Here is a 19,247-nt window from a genome sequence, read left to right on the forward strand (position 1 = left end):
CTTATTTCTCCATCGGCGTGGCGTCGCGGCCGCGCAAGACGATGTCCCAGCGATAACCGAGGGCGTAGTGAGGGACGGTTTTTTCCAGGTCGAAACTGGCGATCAGGCGTTCCTTGGCGCGGGTGTCCGGTACGCAGTTGTAGATCGGGTCGTAGGCCAGCAGCGGATCGCCCGGGAAATACATCTGCGTGACCAGGCGCGTCAGGACGCTCGGCCCGAACAGCGAGAAATGGATATGCGCCGGGCGCCAGGCGTTGTGATGGTTGCCCCAAGGGTAGGCGCCGGGCTTGATGGTCTGGAACTGATACCAGCCGTCAGCATCGGTGACGGTACGACCGGTGCCGGTGAAGTTCGGGTCCAACGGCGCATCATGGTTGTCGCGGTCGTGGTTGTAGCGACCGGCGGCGTTGGCCTGCCAGATTTCCACCAGGATGCCCGGCACCGCCTGGCCGTGCTCATCCAGCACGCGCCCGTGAATGATGATCCGCTCCCCCAGTGGCTCGCTGGCATGCTGGGCGGTGAGGTCGTTGTCCTTTTCCTGCAAGCGATCAGCGCCTACAACCGGACCGGTAATTTCCGACAGCGAATGGGGCAGGAACACCAACGGCTTGGACGGCGAGCGCAGGTTGGTGGACTGATACGGCGGGTGCAAATACTCCGGCTGGGTGCCCGCTTGGGGGCGACGATAACCAGGCTTGTCAGTCATGAAGCATTCCTCGGTTTCTTATTAGTAGAGCGACATGTCAGACGCGCTCGATTGCCAATGCCAGACCCTGGCCAACGCCGACACACATGGTCGCCAGGCCTTTCTTGCCGCCGGTCTTTTCCAAATGATGCAGCGCCGTCAACACCAACCGCGCCCCGCTCATGCCCAGGGGATGGCCCAGGGCGATGGCGCCGCCGTTCGGGTTGACCTGCGGCGCATCGTCCGCAAGCCCCAGCTCGCGCAGCACCGCCAACCCCTGGCTGGCGAAGGCTTCGTTGAGCTCGATTACGTCAAAGTCGGCAACCGCCAGGCCCAGGCGCTCAGTGAGCTTGCGCACCGCCGGCACCGGGCCGATGCCCATCACCCGTGGTGCCACGCCGGCACTGGCCATGCCCAGAACTTTGCCCCGCGGCGTCAGGCCATGTTTCTTCACCGCCTCGGCCGACGCCAGGATCAACGCCGCCGCACCGTCGTTCACGCCCGAGGCGTTGCCGGCGGTGACCGTCTTGTCCGGGCCGTTGACCGGTTTGAGTTTGCCCAAGGTTTCCAGGGTGGTGTCGGCGCGAGGATGCTCGTCCTGATCGACCACTGTCTCGCCTTTTTTGTGGGCAATGCGCACCGCAACAATTTCTTCGGCGAAAAAACCGGCGGCCTGAGCCGCAGCCGTGCGTTGTTGACTGCGCACGGCGAAAGCATCCTGGTCGGCGCGGGACACTGCGTAATCGTCGGCCACGTTATCGGCGGTCTGGGGCATCGCATCCACGCCGTACTGGGCTTTCATCAATGGGTTGATGAAGCGCCAGCCGATGGTGGTGTCTTCCAGTTTCATGTTGCGCGAGAACGCCGCGTCGGCCTTGCCCATCACGAACGGTGCGCGGGACATCGACTCCACGCCGCCGGCGATGGCCAACTCCATTTCGCCGCTGGCGATGGCCCGGAACGCCGTGCCGATGGCGTCCATGCCCGAGGCGCAGAGGCGGTTGAGGGTCACGCCGGGAATGCTTTCCGGCAGCCCGGCCAGCAGCAGCGCCATGCGCGCTACGTTGCGGTTGTCTTCACCGGCCTGGTTGGCGCAGCCAAGGAACACCTCGTCCACCGCGTTCCAGTCCACCGACGGGTTGCGCTCCATCAGTGCCTTGATCGGTATTGCTGCCAAGTCATCAGCGCGCACGGCGGACAAGCCGCCGCCAAAGCGACCGATGGGGGTTCGAATCGCATCACAGATATAAACGTCGCGCATCAAGCTTCTCCCGGTGCCTGGCCGTGGGCGGCCGCGGTGCGAGCTTCAAGATCGCGCAATGCACGCAGCTCTACCTCGGTCGGCGCAGCGGTGGTCTGCACCTGATCGGCGAAACGGATCGCCCACCCGGTGGCGGCAATGACTTGCTCGCGGGTGACGCCGGGATGCAGCGCGGTGACCACGAACTCATGGCTGCCGGCTTCCGGCTCCATGATGCACAGGTCAGTGATGATGCCCACGGGACCGGCGCCCGGCAGGCCGAGGCGCTTGCGCGAATCGCCGCCTTCGCCATGGCCGACCGAGGTGATGAAATCCAGCTTGTCGACAAATGAACGCGCCGACTGCTTGAGGATGATCAGCACGCTCTTGGCCGAACCGGCGATCTCCGGCGCGCCGCCGGCGCCCGGCAGGCGGACTTTCGGCTGATGATAGTCGCCCACCACCGTGGTGTTGATGTTGCCGAAACGGTCAACCTGGGCCGCGCCGAGGAAACCGACGTCGATGCGTCCGCCCTGCAGCCAGTAGCGAAAAATCTCACCGGTCGGCACGACAGTATCGGCAGTTTCCGCCAGCTCCCCGTCACCGATGGACAGCGGCAACACGCTGGGTTTCGCGCCGATCGGACCGGACTCGTAGATCAAAACAACGTCTGGCGACGAGGTCAGTCGCGCCAGGTTGGCCGCTTTCGACGGCAGGCCGATGCCAACGAAGCAAACGGCGTTGTTCTTCAGGCGACGCGCTGCGGCGACGGTCATCATTTCGTTGGTGGAGTAGGTCATTTGTTCACCTGCGAAGCGGCAGCCAGTCGGGCCTGGAATTCACTGAAATCCCGGGTGCCGTGAATGTATTCATTGATCCAGGCAGTAAAAGTCTCACGGTCGCGCGCAATGGGGTCCCACGCCTGGTAGAAACGGTTGTCACGCTCGGTGTAGCCGTGGGCGTAGGACGGATGGGCACCGCCCGGTACGTGGCACACCGCGCTCAATGCCCAGGTGGGCAGGACGCAGGCGTTCATCGGCGCATTCAGGTCGTCGACGATTTCTTCAACGGTGACGATGCAGCGCTTGGCGGCCAGGGCGGCTTCCTTCTGCACGCCAAGAATGCCCCACAGCAGAACGTTGCCCTTGCGGTCGGCTTTCTGGGCGTGGATCACGGTAATGTCCGGGCGCACCGAAGGCACGGCAGCCAGGACTTCACCGGTAAAAGGACAGGTCACGCTCTTGATCAGCGGGTTGACCTTGGGCAGGTCGGAACCGGCGTAAGCCCGCAGCACCGCGAACGGCAGTCCGGAGGCCCCGGCAACGTAGGCATTGGCCAGGTCGGCATGGCTGTGTTCCTCGATCTCCAGCGGGTGCGGCCATTGCTTTTCAACGGCGTCCCGCAGGCGATGCAACGAGCCCACACCCGGGTTACCGCCCCAGGAGAAAATCAATTTGCGCGCACAACCGGCACCGATCAACTGGTCGTAGATCAGGTCTGGGGTCATCCGCACCAGCGTCAGGTCTTTCTTGCCCTGGCGAATGATTTCATGACCCGCGGCTGTCGGAATCAAATGAGTGAAACCTTCGAGCGCGACGGTATCGCCGTCGTTGACGAATTGCTTCACCGCGTCGTGCAGCGAAAGGATTTCAGCCATGAGGCAGGCTCCCGTTTTCCAGTAGACCGACATGAAGAAAAAGGCGCGAGGTTAAGCGCCGGAGTGACTGAAGATTAAGCTGCGGGAAAACGCCAAACAATCCGATAATCGACTGAGTGTTCGTTTATCGAACGAATTGTTGCTTGGCTATCGATTCATCCAAATACACAACACCCTTGTGGGAGCGGGCTTGCTCGCGAATGCGGTGGGTCAGATAAAGTAATGCTGCCTGACAAACCGCATTCGCGAGCAAGCCCGCTCCCACAGGAATCATGCCCGTGGCTCAGGTCGCATCCGCATGGCTGACCATGCCCTTGATCACGACTGCGGTGGTCGCAAGGGCGGCAGGTATCACCAGCGCGGTCAGAACTTGCTCGAAGTTCCAGCCCAGGCCCAACAGGGTCGCGCCCATCCAGGCGCCGAGGATCGCGCCGAAACGACCGATGCCGAGCATCCATGACACCCCGGTGGCCCGGCCTTGGGTCGGATAGAAGCGCGCGGCGAGCGAGGGCATCGCCGATTGCGCGCCGTTGACGCACATGCCGGCCACCAGCACCAGCGTGGCGAGTAAGGTGATATTGCCTAGGCTCTGGCCTACGGCGTAGGCAAAGATCCCAGCCATCAGGTAGAAAATACCGATCACCTTGTGCGGATTGAACCGATCCATCGCCCAGCCCACGCCGACGGCGCTCAACACACCGCCAAACTGAAACAACGCGCCGATGAACGCCGCCTGCTCCATGCTCGCCCCGCTGTCGCGCATCAACGTCGGCAACCAGCTGGTCAGCAGATAGACGATCACCAGGCCCATGAAATAAGTCAGCCACAGCAGCAGCGTGCCGGCGCTGTAGGTGCCAGAGAAGATCACCGCCAGCACGTTGCGGGCTTTTACGGTCTTCTGCTCCGGCACACTGAAACTCGCCGCTTGGGCAATCGTGGTTGGATCGATCGGCGCCAGGGCCTTGCGTACTTTGTCGGTGCCGCGATTACGCACCACCAGGTAACGCGCCGACTCCGGCAACCAGACCAGCAGCACCACGGCCAAAATCAACGGCAGAATCCCACCGAGCAACAACAGGCTGTGCCAGCCGAACGCCGGTATCAGCTTGGCGGATATGAACCCGCCGCCGGCCATGCCCAGGTTGAAGCCGCAGAACATGCTGGTCACCAACAGGGATTTCTTGCGCTCCGGCGTGTATTCCGACAGCAAGGTCGTGGCGTTCGGCATCCCCGCACCGAGGCCCAGCCCGGTCAGGAAACGCAGCACCAGCAGTTGATCGACATTGGAGCTGTAGGCCGACGCCAGGCTGAACGCGCCGAACAGCAGGACCGCGCCCACCAGTACGACTTTTCGCCCGAAGCGGTCAGCCAATGGGCCGGAACCGAGGGCGCCAAACACCATGCCGATCAGCGCGGCGCTCATCACCGGGCCGAGGCTGGCACGATCAATCCCCCAATCCTGGGACAGCGCCGGCGCAATGAAACCCATGGCTGCCGTGTCGAGGCCATCGAGAAAGACAATCAGAAAGCAGAGGATCACCACTCGCCATTGATAGCGGGAGATGGGCTGGGCATTGATGAAGGACTGCACATCGAGGCAGTTGCCAACGGAGGTCTGGGGCTGATTCATATTATTTTTATTCCACGCAAGAAACGCAGGCGAACGATTGGAGACCGGCAAACACGCCGGATAACGCTGCGCGACATTAATGAGGCCAGCCGAATACCGTCAATTCATCGCAGCCGAGTGTGTGCGTTTATCGAACAGCTTACGTGAACAGCTGCGCGCTCAGATCGCGACTGGCTCCCAGCAGGCCTGGCAGGAAACGCTGTTCCAGTTCATTGCGGCTCACGCGCCCGGCGTGGGTGCTGACGTTCAGCGCCGCCACTACCTGGCCGGAAGCGTCGTACACCGGCACGGCAATCGATCGCAGGCCCTGTTCCAGTTCCTGGTCGACGATGCACCAGCCCTGCTGCCGAACTTGCTGCAGGCATTCCAGCAACGCCTCGGGGGTGTGCAAGGTCCGGCTGGTCTTGGCTTGCAGGTCGGCATGGTCGAGGTAATCACGCAGCGAAGCGTCATCCAGGGCTGCCAGCAGGATTCTGCCCATCGAGGTGCAATAGGCCGGCAGGCGCCCACCCACCGACAGGTCCACCGAAATCAGCCGCTGGGTAGTGGCCGACCGCGCGATGTAGAGGATGTCGTCGCCTTCAAGCGTCGCCATGTTGCAGGCTTCGTGCAGTTGCTCGCTCATGCGGTCCAGGTACGGCTGGGCTGAAACGGCCAGGGGCGTCGACGACAGGTAGGCGTGCCCGAGGGTCAAGACTTTGGGCAGCAATGAATAGGTGCGCCCGTCGGTGGTGGCGTAGCCTAGCTTGATCAACGTATGCAGGCAGCGCCTGACGGCGGCGCGGGGGATTTCCGTGCGGTGGCTGATCTGGGCAATGGTCAAATGCCGCTTGCGCTCTTGAAAAGCCTGGACCACCGCCAGGCCGCGGGCCAGGGACGTCATGAAATCCGGATCGCCGGTCAGCGCCTGGATTCGCTTGGCCGGTGAGGCGACAATCGGTGGCGCGACTGAGGTGAAGGCGTTTCGCAATTGATCGTTCATGTCGGGTCCTTCGCGGGGAATGACGGCTATTACAAGCGGCTGCCAGAGGACAGACAAGACCTGCCCGCCAAGACTGTTCGATTATCGAACCGGCGACCGATAATCGCAATCAAGAAGTTCATGGCGCTCGCCGCCCGCCCCAGGATCCAATGACAGGCCAAGGTGGCAAGCGGTCTGAATTGTCCCCTGCGAGTGATATTGAACTTGTCGCGGTAAATGGCCTCTTGATAACAGTACTCGCCAGACCGGCTGCAACGGAGTTGCCGGACTTGCAAGATACAAATATCGATTCACACAACAACGGGCACCTTTAATATTTCCCCGTAGTGTTATTCGGCTGGACCGCTATAATGCGATTCAGTGACGGTACGGGCATTCGACCGCTCCCGTCCCCAGGCACAGTGGTTCCATACTGCAGTGCCCGGAGCACTTTCAGGGTCGCATCCCTGTATTGGCGATAACACGAAGTCCTGATGCTACGTCAGCTGTCAGCTCTGGTGCCGTGGCCGTCTGCATGCCTGCATGCAGTGCGTATCACCAGATTAAATCTTTATTAATTAGGTACAACTGTGACGAAAGACGAACTGCGCGCGGAACTTGAGCGCCAGGAACAACGTTACAAGGAAGTTTACGGCGGGGAAGTCACCACCTATGCCGCTCAACCTGAACCGGAACGCAAACCCTGGCGCAAACGCGCCACCGTTCAGGACCAGGCCTTCACCCAGGAACTTCAGAAAATGGAAAAAGAACTAAAAGCCGAAGAGCAGTGATGCGCCGGCCGGATGTTCTTGTGAAGCAGTCTGCGGCCGACACCCGGGCCGCAGACCGATAACGGGCGCCTGCCATGAGCGGGCCGTCACCTCCCCAAGCCCAACGCTCGGGAGGAACCCAGGACTCACAGTTCTTTCAGATATTTCAGACAACCGTCTGGCACGCCTTTCAGTGTCGAGACGAGGCATGCCTGCCGCCCTTTCCGCCCCTGAATCAAAGGGTTGCGCACCCCGCTGGACACCTTGTACCAGAGGGTTTCCTACAAATTATTTCGTTGAAGAATGTTACCGATGAGCAGGCAGTGCATCGATTACCCAGGTTTTCTGGCATAATCGCGCCCCCTTATGACCGGGTCAGAAAACCTTCATGATCGATTTATTCAGCGGACTGGATGCTTGGGTGCTTGTGAGCCTCTTGCTCGCCCTGGCTTTTGTCCTCGCCTTCGAGTTCATCAACGGCTTTCATGACACCGCTAACGCGGTTGCCACTGTTATCTACACCAAAGCCATGCCGCCTCACCTGGCGGTGTTCTTTTCCGGTGTGTTCAACTTCCTCGGTGTGCTGTTGGGCGGCGTGGGGGTGGCGTATGCCATCGTCCACCTGTTGCCCGTGGAGCTGCTGATCAATGTGAACACCGGACACGGGCTGGCCATGGTGTTTTCGCTGCTCGCAGCGGCCATCACCTGGAACCTGGGCACCTGGTATTTCGGTATCCCGGCTTCCAGTTCCCACACCTTGATCGGTTCGATCCTCGGCGTGGGCCTGGCCAACGCATTGATCAACGATATCCCGTTGGCCGACGGCGTGAACTGGCAGAAGGCGATCGATATCGGTGCCTCCCTGGTGTTCTCGCCGATGGCGGGTTTCCTGGTCGCCGCCCTGGTATTGATTGGCCTCAAGGCATGGCGCCCGTTGTCGAAGATGCACAAGACACCGGAACAGCGCCGCAAGATCGACGACAAGAAACATCCGCCGTTCTGGAATCGCTTGGTATTGGTGATTTCGGCCATGGCCGTCAGCTTTGTCCATGGCTCAAACGATGGCCAGAAAGGCATCGGCCTGATCATGCTGGTGCTGATCGGCATCGTGCCCTCGCAGTTCGTACTCGACCTGAGCAGCACCACCTATCAGATCGAGCGAACCCGTGACGCGACCCTGCACTTGAGCCAGTTCTACAAGCGCAACAACGAATCACTGGGCGAATTCCTGGCGCTGGGCAAAAGCGTGGAAGGCGATCTGCCGGAGAAATTCCGTTGCAACCCGCAGCAGACCGAGCCGACCATCAATGCCCTGCTCGACACGCTCAAAGGCGTGGCCGACTATCATTCGTTGCCGTCGGAAAGCCGTATCGAAGTGCGTCGCTACCTGCTCTGCCTGGATGACACGGCGAAGAAGGTCGGTAAATTGCCAGGCCTGGCGGCCCGTGAGAAAGACGACCTGAACAAGCTGCGCAAAGACCTGACCGGCACCACCGAATACGCGCCGTTCTGGGTGATCCTGGCGGTTGCACTGGCGCTGGGCCTGGGCACCATGGTCGGCTGGAAGCGCGTGGTACTGACCATTGGCGAGAAGATCGGCAAGCAAGGCATGACTTACGCCCAGGGCATGTCGGCGCAGATCACCACCGCGTGCATGATCGGCTTGGCGAACATCTTCAGCCTGCCGGTTTCCACCACCCATGTATTGTCCTCGGGCGTGGCCGGCACCATGGTCGCCAACAAGAGCGGCCTGCAAGGCGGCACCGTGCGCAATATCCTGCTGGCCTGGGTATTGACCCTGCCGGCGACGGTGGCGCTGTCGGCCGGGCTGTTCTGGCTGGCGTCCATCGCCCTCGGCAGCTGATTCCAGCGGCCCATAAAAAAGGTGCGACCCTCATAGGTCGCACCTTTTTTTACGCCAAAATATTGATCAGAACACTGTGGGAGCGGGCTTGCTCGCGAAAGCGGTGTGCCAGTCACTCTATAAATAACCGACACGACGTCTTCGCGAGCAAGCCCGCTCCCACAGGGTTCCGTGTGGAACAGAAAATTTGGCAAAAAAAAAGGGCGACCGAAGTCGCCCAAAATGCCTTGCGTGCTCGTTGTAGCCGGAAAGACCTACGGTTTTTTGCGTTTGTGTGCATCTTTCCAGATGAATAATCCAAAGCCTGCGAAAAACACGAACATGAGGCCGACCGTCAACACCCCGGCAAACACCACATTATCGAAAAACATGACTGGCCTCCTGGTCTTGCCCCTGTTGCGATGGGTTCAAGTTAACCAATCAGGCCTGGATAAGAATTGACCGGGGTCAATAACGCCCGCAACGGGGCGCAAAGGTGGGGGAATAACTGATCTGCATCAATGGATCGAGGGGGTTCAGCGCTTTTTCGGTTTGTTTTTCGGTTTTTTCTTCGGCTTGCCCAGCGGCATGGCCTGCTCGAAAGCCTGGCGAACTTCATTGAGGCGCTTTTCGTTGAGGTCGTGAACGCGCTTGGCGCGCTCAGCACTGAGGTCAATCAGTTTGTCGTCTTGGCTCATGGTGTGTCGGCATCGTGCAGTAAATGGCGGATACGCCCATGATGCGGGCTGTTGGCGGCGTTGACCAGCCTGCTCGCCTTGACCAATACCTGAATCAGATCTGGATATCGACCCACAGGCCTTGGCGCGACTCATCATCGATCAACGGCACCACGGGCACGGTATTATCGGCGTTCAGTTCGGTGCCCGGCACGGCCAAATGTTCTCCGGGGTCTTCATCGGCTTCACGACGTCGCTTGTCGCGTTCCTGTTGACGACGTTGTTCCTCACGCAGCAGCAGCGCGCCCTCTTCCGGATCACGGTTTTGCAGGTCGATAGTGCTTTCGTTGGAGCTTTGCTGTACCGGCACCACGGGCGGTATATCCGGTCGTTGGCGAACCGGATCCTGCTGAGCGGTGATGGGTACGACGCTCAATGGGAGCATGGGTGGCAACATAAAGGTCTCCTTGTCTTCAGGTTGTCGGCTATGAATGGGGCAGCTTGAACCGCCGGTCTGAAACTTGTGACCCGGTTGGCATTGCAGCAATCCCCGGGGCCGAGCTAGTTGGATCGCTCCGCTCGCTTAAGTTCCATGCCGCCGAGCGAAGAATCCGCACCACAGCAGCGTGGCGCGTACGTAATTTCTTTGGTCTGAAGGATCATTCCGTTAAGATAACCGGCTTTTTCAGGGCGGGAGTCAGGCAGCATGGCGCAGCAGTATCAACCGGGGCAACGCTGGATCAGTGACAGCGAAGCCGAGCTGGGTTTAGGCACCGTTCTGGCACAGGACGGCCGCTTGTTGACCGTGCTCTATCCGGCCACTGGCGACACTCGCCAGTACGCGCTACGGAATGCGCCCCTCACCCGTGTACGGTTTTCCCCGGGCGATGTGATCACTCACTTCGAAGGTTGGAAAATGACCGTGCGCGAAGTCGACGATGTCGATGGACTGCTGGTCTATCACGGCCTCAACGGGCAGAACGAAGTCGTTACGCTGCCGGAAACCCAGCTGTCGAACTTCATCCAGTTCCGCCTGGCCAGCGACCGTCTGTTCGCCGGCCAGATCGACCCGCTGGCCTGGTTCTCCCTGCGCTACCACACCCTGGAACACACCAGTCGCCAGCTGCAGTCTTCGCTTTGGGGCCTGGGCGGCGTGCGCGCCCAACCCATCGCCCACCAACTGCACATTGCCCGTGAAGTGGCCGACCGCATCGCACCGCGGGTATTGCTGGCGGACGAAGTGGGCCTGGGCAAGACCATCGAGGCCGGCCTGGTCATCCACCGTCAACTGCTCTCCGGCCGCGCCAACCGCGTGTTGATCCTGGTGCCGGAAAACCTCCAGCACCAGTGGCTGGTGGAAATGCGTCGACGCTTCAACCTGCAGGTTGCGCTGTTCGACGAAGAACGCTTCATCGAAAGCGATGCCAGCAACCCGTTCGAAGACACTCAGTTGGCCCTGGTGGCGCTGGAGTGGCTGGTGGACGACGAGAAGGCCCAGGACGCGCTGTTCGCCGCCGGCTGGGACCTGATGGTGGTCGACGAAGCCCACCACCTGGTGTGGCACGAAGATCAGGCCAGCCCGCAATACGCGCTGGTCGAGCAACTGGCCGAAACCATCCCCGGCGTGCTGCTGTTGACCGCCACCCCGGAACAACTGGGCCAGGACAGTCACTTCGCCCGCCTGCGCCTGCTGGACCCGAACCGCTTTCATGACCTCAAGGCCTTCCGCGCCGAGAGCGAGAACTATCGCCCGGTGGCCGAAGCCGTGCAGGAGCTGCTGGACAAGGGTCGCCTTTCGCCTGCGGCCCACAAGACTATCCAGGGTTTCCTGGGCAACGAAGGTGAGGCCTTGCTGACCGCTGTCAATGATGGCGATGTCGAAGCCAGCGCCCGCCTGGTGCGCGAACTGCTGGACCGCCACGGCACCGGCCGCGTGCTGTTTCGCAACACCCGCGCCGCCGTGCAGGGCTTCCCTGAGCGCAAGCTGCACGCTTATCCGTTGCCGTGCCCGGATGAATACCTCGAGCTGCCCCTGGGCGATCATCCCGAGCTGTATCCGGAAGTCAGCTTCCAGGCACAGCCGGACGCCAGCGAAGAAGAACGCTGGTGGCGCTTCGACCCGCGCGTCGAATGGCTCATCGACACCCTGAAGATGCTCAAGCGAACCAAAGTGCTGGTGATCTGTGCCCACTCGGAAACCGCCATGGACCTGGAAGACGCCCTGCGCGTGCGTTCCGGCATCCCGGCCACGGTTTTCCATGAAGGCATGAATATCCTTGAGCGTGACCGCGCGGCGGCCTATTTCGCTGATGAAGAGTTTGGCGCCCAGGTGTTGATCTGCTCGGAAATCGGCAGTGAGGGTCGTAACTTCCAATTCGCCCATCACCTGGTGCTGTTCGATCTGCCGTCGCACCCGGACCTGCTGGAACAACGAATCGGTCGCCTGGACCGGATCGGCCAGAAGCACACCATCGAGCTGCATGTGCCGTATCTGGAAACCAGCCCGCAAGCGCGCCTGTTCCAGTGGTATCACGAAGCCCTGAACGCTTTCCTCAACACGTGCCCGACCGGCAACGCCTTGCAGCATCAGTTCGGCCCGCGCCTGCTGCCATTGCTGGAAGAAGCCGACGACGGCCAATGGCAAGCCCTGATCGACGAGGCCCGCACCGAACGCGAGCGCCTGGAAGCCGAGCTGCATACCGGTCGCGACCGTTTGCTGGAGCTCAACTCCGGCGGCGCGGGTGAAGGCGATGCGCTGGTGGAAGCCATTCTTGAGCAGGACGACCAGTTTGCCCTGCCGATCTACATGGAAACCCTGTTCGACGCGTTCGGCATCGACAGCGAGGACCATTCGGAAAACGCGCTGATTCTCAAGCCGAGCGAAAAAATGCTCGACGCCAGCTTCCCGCTGGGCGACGACGAAGGCGTGACCATTACTTACGACCGCAACCAGGCGCTGTCTCGCGAAGACATGCAGTTCATCACGTGGGAGCACCCGATGGTGCAAGGTGGCATGGACCTGGTGCTGTCCGGCTCCATGGGCAACACCGCCGTGGCGCTGATCAAGAACAAGGCCCTCAAGCCTGGCACCGTGTTGCTGGAGCTGCTCTACGTCAGCGAAGTGGTTGCCCCGCGCTCACTGCAACTGGGGCGCTACCTGCCACCGGCCGCCCTGCGCTGCCTGCTGGACACCAACGGCAACGACCTGGCCGCCCGGGTCACGTTCGAAACCCTCAATGACCAGCTCGAAAGCGTGCCCCGCGCCAGCGCCAACAAGTTCATCCAGGCCCAACGCGACCAGCTCACGCCACGGATCAACGCCGGCGAAGAGAAGATCGCCCCGCGCCACGCCGAACGCGTAGCCGAGGCCCAGCGGCGCCTGGCCGCCGATACCGATGAGGAACTGGCGCGCCTGACCGCCCTGCAAGCAGTCAACCCGACCGTGCGCGACAGCGAGCTGGTGGCCCTGCGCCAACAGCGCGAACAAGGCCTGGCGATGCTTGAGAAGGCGGCTTTGCGCCTGGAGGCGATTCGGGTGTTGGTGGCGGGTTGATTAACCCGATTCACCTGTAACACAGAGCTTACGTGGTGAGGGAGCTTGCTCCCTCACCACGTTCAGGGGCTGTAATACCCCACCGCCACGAGGAAATGCCCGACCTTCTTCAGGTACGCGTGCTTGTCCTCGACCTTGCCGGTCACTGGGTTTTTCCAGCGATACTCATACTCCCCCGCGTCCTGCTTGCCGATCATGGCCAGGATCGGCTCGCCCACCGGCTTGCCATCCGGGTCCTTGATCTTCGAGAAGTCGGTATTGATCAAACGCAGATTGGTGCCGTGGCCCACGTACCGCCGAGTGTCGAGGTCAACGACAAAGACATACAGGTCATCCTGCAAGTAACCGCCCTTGAGGGAATTGATCGCCGTCAACGTCGCTTTCTCATTCTTCAGCAAATCGCTCGAAGCCTTGTCCAGCAGCGCCTTGGCCTGTTCGGCAGAAGCCCGTGGCAGATAGTAGCCGACGGCCAGGATTCGCTCACCGACCCGTTGGAAGTACACATGCTTGCGCTCGACCTTGCCGTCCGCCCAGTTCTGCCAGCGGTATTCGGCCTGCTGGATGCCGCTGGCCTCGGGGGTTTTAAGGGCGTCCTTGAACGCTTTGCGCAGGTCCGGTCCGAGGATCTCGGACACGTCGCGCCCAATCAGCGCCGACGACGGCCCACCGCTGGCGAGCATCACGCCTTGGGTATCCACCACGAAGACGTAGCGGTCCTTGTCGACGAACTCCCCTTGGCGACTGAAGGCGGCAAACGCCTTGTCGCCATTGTCGTGGTAATAGGCCAAGGCCTTTTCCAGCAGCGCCCGGGCTGCCTGGCCGTCGTCGGGTGTCGCGGCATGAACCGCTGGCAGCCCCAGCACCAGCATTACGCCCAACCAGGCCATCCTACGAAAAAACCCCATACGCGCGCCCCTCGTTCTTGTTGGTGTCTCAAGAGCGTAGACGGCGCGGGGTGATGTGGGAGTATTCAGGAAACTGTGTTGGGGCAATGCAGTTTTGACCGGGACAAAGCCATCGCGAGCAAGCTCGCTTTCACTAGGGGCTAGCCGGCCTCTGCATAACCTGGGGGAGCGAGCTTGCTCGCGATGGGGTACTGACTGCCCCCATCAACTCTCGGGCAAGTTCTCACAGGTTTGTCATTGAGCCCGGGCACTGAGCTGCTGCTGCAGATGCTGGATCTGCGCTTGCAGGGTATTGATATTGCGGGTGACCTGGCCGCGGAAGGCGTCGAACTCGGCCGTGTTGCCGTTATCCTGCTGACTCTTGAGCACGACTATCTCCTGCTCGAGACGCTCGATAGCTGAGTTGGAGGTGGCTCTTTTCAGCGCAGTGATGTCAGCGCCGATGCTCTTGAGCTGGGCATCCAGGGCACCGCCCTCGCCTTGGTTCTTCAGGGCGGTGACTTCAGCCGACAACGCCTTGACCTGTGCCTGGAGCTCCTTGTTGGAAGCTTGCAGCTGAGTGTTGGCGTTCTGCTGTTCATTGGCTTGGGCAATGATCTGGGCCAGTTCCTTGTCCAGGTCGGCGGACGGACCGAACGTGGCTTGCTGTGCTTTGTATTGTTCCTGCAGCTTGCTGTCGAACTGCCGGCTCTGCTCTTGCAGCTTGGTGTCCAACTGCTTGATCTGCAATTTCAAGGCTTCACTGTCGCTCATGACGTTGGACTGCCCAGCGACCACTTTGCCGGAAATGTCCTGCAAACGCCCCGCTGCATCCTCACTGATCCGGGCGAAGCTTTCCTGGGTGGCCACCAGTTGCTGTTCCATCAGGGAAATCTGCTGGAAGCTCCACCAGGCGAGAAAGCCAAAGGCACACAGCAACGCGCCGACCAATGCCCACAGCGGCCCGGTGCTGGGCCCCTTGACCTTGGCCTTGGCCGCAGCAGCGGGCGCCGGGCGCGCCTGCACGTGAGGCGGGCGGTTGGGCAGGAAATCATCGTCATCGGGAATGTCGGCCCGCATCCGCAGGCTCGGTACATCATCGAAGTCGTCGTTGGCATCGTTACGCATGGGCATGAGCTGAACCTTTGGGAAACCGGCAATGGCTTGATGCGGCGAGTATAACCCCCTCGCCCGCCGCACCGATTGACCCCGAACCTGGCACTCGGTTCACGGCGGGCCGATCAATGGGCGTGTTGGACCCTCCACCAGGCGCAAAATTCATCCAGGGCGGTCCACAGGCTGACCTGCGGATCGTAATCGAGATGATGCCGCGCCCGGCCGATGTCCAGGGTGAAATTTTTGTTCATGACCTGCATACCCAGGCGCGACAGCGTCGGCTCGGGCCGCCCCGGCCACAACTTGCACACGCCTTCGTTCAGGGCTGCGACACTGTAGGCCAAGCCGTAGGAGCGATAACGCCGGACCTGTGGGACGTCCATCTGTCGCATCACATAATTGACCACATCCCACAACGGAACCGGTGCCCCGTTGCTGATGTTGTAGGCCTTGCCCAACGCTGAATCGGCCGCCAGCAGGCTGCTGAGCAAGGCTTCGTTGAGGTTCTGCATGCTGGTGAAGTCGACTTTGTTCAGCCCGTTGCCGACAATCGCCAGGCGCCCCTTGCGCTGCATTTTCAACAGGCGCGGGAAAATGCTCATGTCGCCAGCGCCGGTCACGAAACGCGGGCGCAGGGCCAGGACTTCGAGGCCGAACTCCTGGGCACCGAAGACTTTTTGCTCGGCCAGGTATTTGGTGGCGGCGTAAGGGTGCTTGAAGCGCTTGGGCACTTGTTCTTCGGTCAAGCCGAGGTGGTCGCGACCGTCAAAATAAATCGACGGTGACGACAGGTGGACCAGGCGGCGGACCTTCTGCTTCAGGCACGCCTCGACGATGTTTTCCGTGACCTGGACATTGCCCTGGTGAAAATCCTGATAGCGTCCCCAGAGTCCCACCGATCCGGCGCAATGCACCACGGCCTCGACATCCAGGCACAGATCGCGGGCCAGCAACGGGTCGTTCAGGTCCCCCTGCACAAACTGCGCACCGCGACGCACCAGGTGCTCCACGCTCTCGGCCCGGCGGCCATTGACCCGAACATCCAGGCCCTGCTCCAGGGCGAAACGCGCAAAGCGCCCGCCGATGAAGCCGCTCGCGCCGGTGACCAGAATTTTCATGCATGCTCCTAAAAATCAGATTCGAGCGGCAAGCCGCACGCTTCAAGCCAAGGACTTTCAACTTACTGCTTGCAGCGTACTGCTTGCCGCTGCGATCAGTTGCTCGGTCAGTAAACCGAGCAACTGCCCGCCATTGCGCCAATGATGCCAGTACAGCGGCACATCGATCGGTTTATCTGCCAACAATTCCACCAACACACCCCGCTCCAACTGATCCCGTACTTGCAGTTCCGGCACGAGGCCCCAGCCCAGTCCGGCCTCGGTGAAGCGAATGAAGCCTTCGGAAGATGGGCACAAATGGTGTTCGAATCCGCCCTCGACGCCCACGGAGGCCAGGTAGCGGTGTTGCAGGAAGTCATCGGGGCCGAACACCAATGCCGGTGTGCGGGCCAAAAGATCGGCCCGCACACCCTCGGGGAAATGCCGGGCAATGAACGCGGGGCTGGCCAGCGCTCGATAACGCATGGCCCCCAGCAACACACTGCGGGCGCCGGCCACCGGGCGCTCACTGGCGCAGACACAGGCTGCCACTTCGCCAGCGCGCATGCGCTTGAGGCCAACGTTCTGGTCTTCCACCACCAGGTCGAGCAACAAGTGGTGCGCTGCGCAGAAATCGCTTACCGCCGCCGCCCACCAGGTTGCCAGGCTGTCGGCGTTCAGGGCGATGCGCAGGCGCTCCGGCAGGCCCTCCTCATCCAGCGCCGGCACCAGGCTTTGCAAGTCGCGCTCCAGCAGGCGCACCTGTTGCACATGGTTGAGTAGCCGGCGACCGATCTCCGTGGGCACCGGCGGCGCGGCGCGCACCAGCACTGGCTGGCCGATGCGCGCTTCCAGCAGCTTGATTCGCTGGGAAATAGCCGATTGCGACAAGCCCAGCACTTGGGCCGCACGCTCGAACCCGGCTTGTTCGACCACCGCAGCCAGGGCAGAAAGCAATTTGTAGTCGAACATCAGTTTTCCTAATGAGCGATGAGCAATATTGGTTTTTCTTATACAGAGTCTCGCAGGAGAATGGCCAGCATTCGAACCCGCAAGGAACAAACATCATGGCTGGCGAAACCTCACTGTCCGTCCTGCTGCGCAGCATGAGCCCGCAGCTCAACCATGGCCAATATGTGTTCTGCAGCCTGCCCAACGGTCCATTGCCCACAGGCCTGGAACCGCTCGGCAGCTTCAAGGAACAGGAAGGACTGACGGTGATTCTGGAAAAAACCCAGGCCGAAGACGCCGGGTTGAGCTTCGACTATGTCGCCGCCTGGATCACCCTGAACGTGCATTCGGCCCTGCAAGCCGTTGGCCTGACCGCCGCGTTCGCTACCGCACTGGGCACCGCCGGTATCAGTTGCAACGTCGTTGCCGGCTACTACCACGACCATTTGTTCGTCGGCCAGGACGATGCCGAGCGGGCCATGGACGTTCTCAAGCAACTGGCCATCAGCGGAGCATGAACCTATGTGGCAAAGTTATGTGAATGGGCTGCTGGTGGCCCTCGGGCTGATCATGGCCATTGGTGCCCAGAACGCGTTTGTCCTGGCCCAGAGCCTGCGCCGCGAACATCACCTGCCTGTGGCGGCGCTGTGCGTCACTTTCGACGCGTTGCTGGTGGCCGCCGGCGTTTTCGGCCTGGCGACGTTGTTGGCCCAGAGTCCCTTGCTGCTGTCGATTGCCCGCTGGGGCGGCGCGGCGTTCCTGCTCTGGTACGGCTGCCTGGCGTTGCGTCGGGCCTGTTCGAAGCAGAGCCTGCAACAGGGCCAGAACCAGGCCGTGCGCTCACTGCGAGCAGTGCTGCTCAGTGCGTTGGCGGTGACGCTGCTCAATCCCCACGTTTATCTCGACACCGTGCTGCTGATCGGTTCCCTCGGTGCACAGCAGAGCGTGCCCGGCGCCTATGTCATGGGCGCAGCCAGTGCCTCGCTGCTGTGGTTCTTCACCCTGGCCTTCGGCGCCGCATGGCTGGCCCCTTGGCTGGCCCGCCCAAGCACCTGGCGGATCATGGACCTGCTGGTGGCCGGGATGATGTTGACCGTGGCTGCGCAATTGATCGTCAACGGCTGATTATTCCAAACCGCTCTGGAACCTCTATCCCACACAGTTGTTGCGTGGTTATGCCGCACCCCCGGTGCTATGATCCGACTCCTGCGCCGCAAAGAGTACAAACTCCCCGGCGCTAGTCTGGCCGCCCGTGATCGGCCTTGCGCTCACCGCAACTGACCTGATTAGGAGAATCACCATGGCTTTCGAATTGCCGCCGCTGCCCTATCCACACGACGCCCTGCAGCCGCACATCTCCAAAGAGACTCTGGAATACCACCACGACAAGCACCACAACACCTATGTCGTGAACCTGAACAACCTGGTACCTGGCACCGAGTTCGAAGGCAAGACCCTGGAAGAAATCGTCAAGACTTCCTCCGGCGGCATCTTCAACAACGCCGCTCAGGTCTGGAACCACACCTTCTACTGGAACTGCCTGGCGCCAAACGCTGGCGGTGAACCTACCGGCGCGCTGGCCGAAGCTATCAACAAAGCCTTCGGTTCGTTCGACAAGTTCAAGGAAGAGTTCAGCAAAACCTCCATCGGCACCTTCGGTTCCGGTTGGGGCTGGCTGGTGAAAAAGGCTGACGGTTCCCTGGCCCTGGCCAGCACCATCGGTGCCGGCAACCCGCTGACCAGCGGTGACACCCCGCTGCTGACCTGCGATGTATGGGAACACGCCTACTACATCGACTACCGCAACGTTCGCCCGAAATATGTCGAAGCGTTCTGGAACCTGGTCAACTGGAAGTTCGTGGCCGAGCAGTTCGAAGGCAAGGCCTTCACCGCTTAACCACTGCTGCCGTTAAAAACCCGGCGTCTGGCCGGGTTTTTTTTGCCTGGCGCAATCACCGGGACGTTCGCCGCCCATGAATGACCTCACGTCAGCAAACCAATAAAAAATCCCTCCAGGCCTCAAGTTGCAGCCCCTTCCAACCGACACATTAGTCGTAGAGCAATCACTCTGAAAAAACCGTATATCTGCCATGTTTCAGGCGAAAACCCTTGTGTTTGATTGTCCCTTTGACTGACATCACAGGATTGCCAATACTCATGGCAACTTGACGCTACCCGCACGG

General features: G+C 61.1%; 19 protein-coding genes. 6 read left to right on the forward strand and 13 right to left on the reverse strand.

The window, feature by feature from the left end; all coding sequences use genetic code 11:
- Position 1: 1 nt before the first annotated feature.
- The 6 genes from pcaH to pcaR form a co-directional block, all read right to left on the reverse strand.
- Positions 2–706, reverse strand: coding sequence for a protocatechuate 3,4-dioxygenase subunit beta (pcaH, locus tag AD663_RS20445; RefSeq protein WP_003184497.1), 705 nt, complete (start codon positions 704–706; stop codon positions 2–4).
- Positions 707–743: 37 nt separating this feature from the next.
- Positions 744–1,949, reverse strand: coding sequence for a 3-oxoadipyl-CoA thiolase (gene pcaF, locus AD663_RS20450; RefSeq protein ID WP_172680622.1), 1,206 nt, complete (start codon positions 1,947–1,949; stop codon positions 744–746).
- The gene (locus tag AD663_RS20455; protein WP_003184501.1) at positions 1,946–2,725 is read right to left on the reverse strand and encodes a CoA-transferase subunit beta; all 780 of its coding nucleotides are present in this window, start codon (positions 2,723–2,725) and stop codon (positions 1,946–1,948) included. Before AD663_RS20455 ends, pcaF begins: the two co-directional genes overlap by 4 nt.
- A complete protein-coding gene (locus AD663_RS20460) occupies positions 2,722–3,582 on the reverse strand; it encodes a CoA transferase subunit A (RefSeq protein ID WP_053214446.1) in 861 nt (286 codons plus the stop codon). Before AD663_RS20460 ends, AD663_RS20455 begins: the two co-directional genes overlap by 4 nt.
- 283 nt (positions 3,583–3,865) lie before the next feature.
- Positions 3,866–5,212 (reverse strand): MFS transporter, encoded by a 1,347-nt coding sequence (locus AD663_RS20465; protein WP_003184505.1) that lies wholly within the window; start codon positions 5,210–5,212, stop codon positions 3,866–3,868.
- A gap of 139 nt (positions 5,213–5,351) precedes the next feature.
- On the reverse strand, positions 5,352–6,194 hold the full coding sequence (pcaR, locus tag AD663_RS20470) for a pca regulon transcriptional regulator PcaR (RefSeq protein ID WP_003184507.1): 843 nt from the start codon (positions 6,192–6,194) through the stop codon (positions 5,352–5,354).
- 569 nt (positions 6,195–6,763) lie between these two features.
- Between pcaR and AD663_RS20475 the strand changes: the two genes are divergently transcribed.
- Entirely contained in the window at positions 6,764–6,964 is a 201-nt protein-coding gene (locus AD663_RS20475) for a hypothetical protein (protein ID WP_003184509.1), read from the forward strand.
- A 367-nt stretch (positions 6,965–7,331) separates the two neighbouring features.
- Entirely contained in the window at positions 7,332–8,807 is a 1,476-nt protein-coding gene (locus AD663_RS20480; RefSeq protein WP_003184511.1) for an inorganic phosphate transporter, read from the forward strand.
- A 254-nt stretch (positions 8,808–9,061) separates the two neighbouring features.
- On the opposite strand, the gene ccoM is transcribed toward AD663_RS20480, so the two are convergent.
- The 3 genes from ccoM to AD663_RS20490 form a co-directional block, all read right to left on the reverse strand.
- Entirely contained in the window at positions 9,062–9,178 is a 117-nt protein-coding gene (ccoM, locus tag AD663_RS29520; RefSeq protein ID WP_025212288.1) for a cytochrome c oxidase subunit CcoM, read from the reverse strand.
- Between the two features lie 144 nt (positions 9,179–9,322).
- Positions 9,323–9,484: a hypothetical protein gene (locus tag AD663_RS29120; protein WP_003184513.1), complete on the reverse strand. Its 162-nt coding sequence runs from the start codon at positions 9,482–9,484 to the stop codon at positions 9,323–9,325.
- Positions 9,485–9,578: 94 nt separating this feature from the next.
- Complete coding sequence (locus AD663_RS20490) at positions 9,579–9,920, reverse strand: hypothetical protein (protein ID WP_003184515.1); 342 nt, start codon at positions 9,918–9,920, stop codon at positions 9,579–9,581.
- A gap of 249 nt (positions 9,921–10,169) precedes the next feature.
- On the opposite strand from AD663_RS20490, the gene rapA reads away from it, so the two are divergent.
- Positions 10,170–13,016: an RNA polymerase-associated protein RapA gene (gene rapA / locus AD663_RS20495; protein WP_053214447.1), complete on the forward strand. Its 2,847-nt coding sequence runs from the start codon at positions 10,170–10,172 to the stop codon at positions 13,014–13,016.
- A gap of 62 nt (positions 13,017–13,078) precedes the next feature.
- Here rapA and AD663_RS20500 read toward each other — a convergent pair whose 3' ends face one another.
- From AD663_RS20500 to AD663_RS20515, 4 genes are all read right to left on the reverse strand, one after another.
- Complete coding sequence (locus AD663_RS20500; protein WP_003184519.1) at positions 13,079–13,921, reverse strand: cache domain-containing protein; 843 nt, start codon at positions 13,919–13,921, stop codon at positions 13,079–13,081.
- 234 nt (positions 13,922–14,155) lie between these two features.
- Positions 14,156–15,034: an ATPase gene (locus tag AD663_RS20505; protein ID WP_033046222.1), complete on the reverse strand. Its 879-nt coding sequence runs from the start codon at positions 15,032–15,034 to the stop codon at positions 14,156–14,158.
- 107 nt (positions 15,035–15,141) lie between these two features.
- Positions 15,142–16,134 carry an NAD(P)-dependent oxidoreductase gene (locus AD663_RS20510; protein WP_003184523.1) on the reverse strand — a complete coding sequence of 331 codons (993 nt, stop codon included), beginning with the start codon at positions 16,132–16,134 and terminating at the stop codon, positions 15,142–15,144.
- A gap of 57 nt (positions 16,135–16,191) precedes the next feature.
- Positions 16,192–17,085 carry a LysR family transcriptional regulator ArgP gene (locus tag AD663_RS20515; protein WP_003184525.1) on the reverse strand — a complete coding sequence of 298 codons (894 nt, stop codon included), beginning with the start codon at positions 17,083–17,085 and terminating at the stop codon, positions 16,192–16,194.
- 95 nt (positions 17,086–17,180) lie between these two features.
- Between AD663_RS20515 and AD663_RS20520 the strand changes: the two genes are divergently transcribed.
- The 3 genes from AD663_RS20520 (at position 17,181) to AD663_RS20530 (ending at position 18,961) form a co-directional block, all read left to right on the forward strand.
- Positions 17,181–17,582, forward strand: coding sequence for an ACT domain-containing protein (locus AD663_RS20520; protein ID WP_003184526.1), 402 nt, complete (start codon positions 17,181–17,183; stop codon positions 17,580–17,582).
- Between the two features lie 4 nt (positions 17,583–17,586).
- Complete coding sequence (locus AD663_RS20525; RefSeq protein WP_003184528.1) at positions 17,587–18,189, forward strand: LysE/ArgO family amino acid transporter; 603 nt, start codon at positions 17,587–17,589, stop codon at positions 18,187–18,189.
- A gap of 175 nt (positions 18,190–18,364) precedes the next feature.
- Complete coding sequence (locus AD663_RS20530) at positions 18,365–18,961, forward strand: superoxide dismutase (RefSeq protein WP_003184529.1); 597 nt, start codon at positions 18,365–18,367, stop codon at positions 18,959–18,961.
- The last annotated feature ends 286 nt before the right edge of the window (positions 18,962–19,247 follow it).

Source organism: Pseudomonas sp. Q12-87, from assembly GCF_001269755.1.
Taxonomy (GTDB): Bacteria; Pseudomonadota; Gammaproteobacteria; order Pseudomonadales; family Pseudomonadaceae; genus Aquipseudomonas; species Aquipseudomonas fluorescens_S.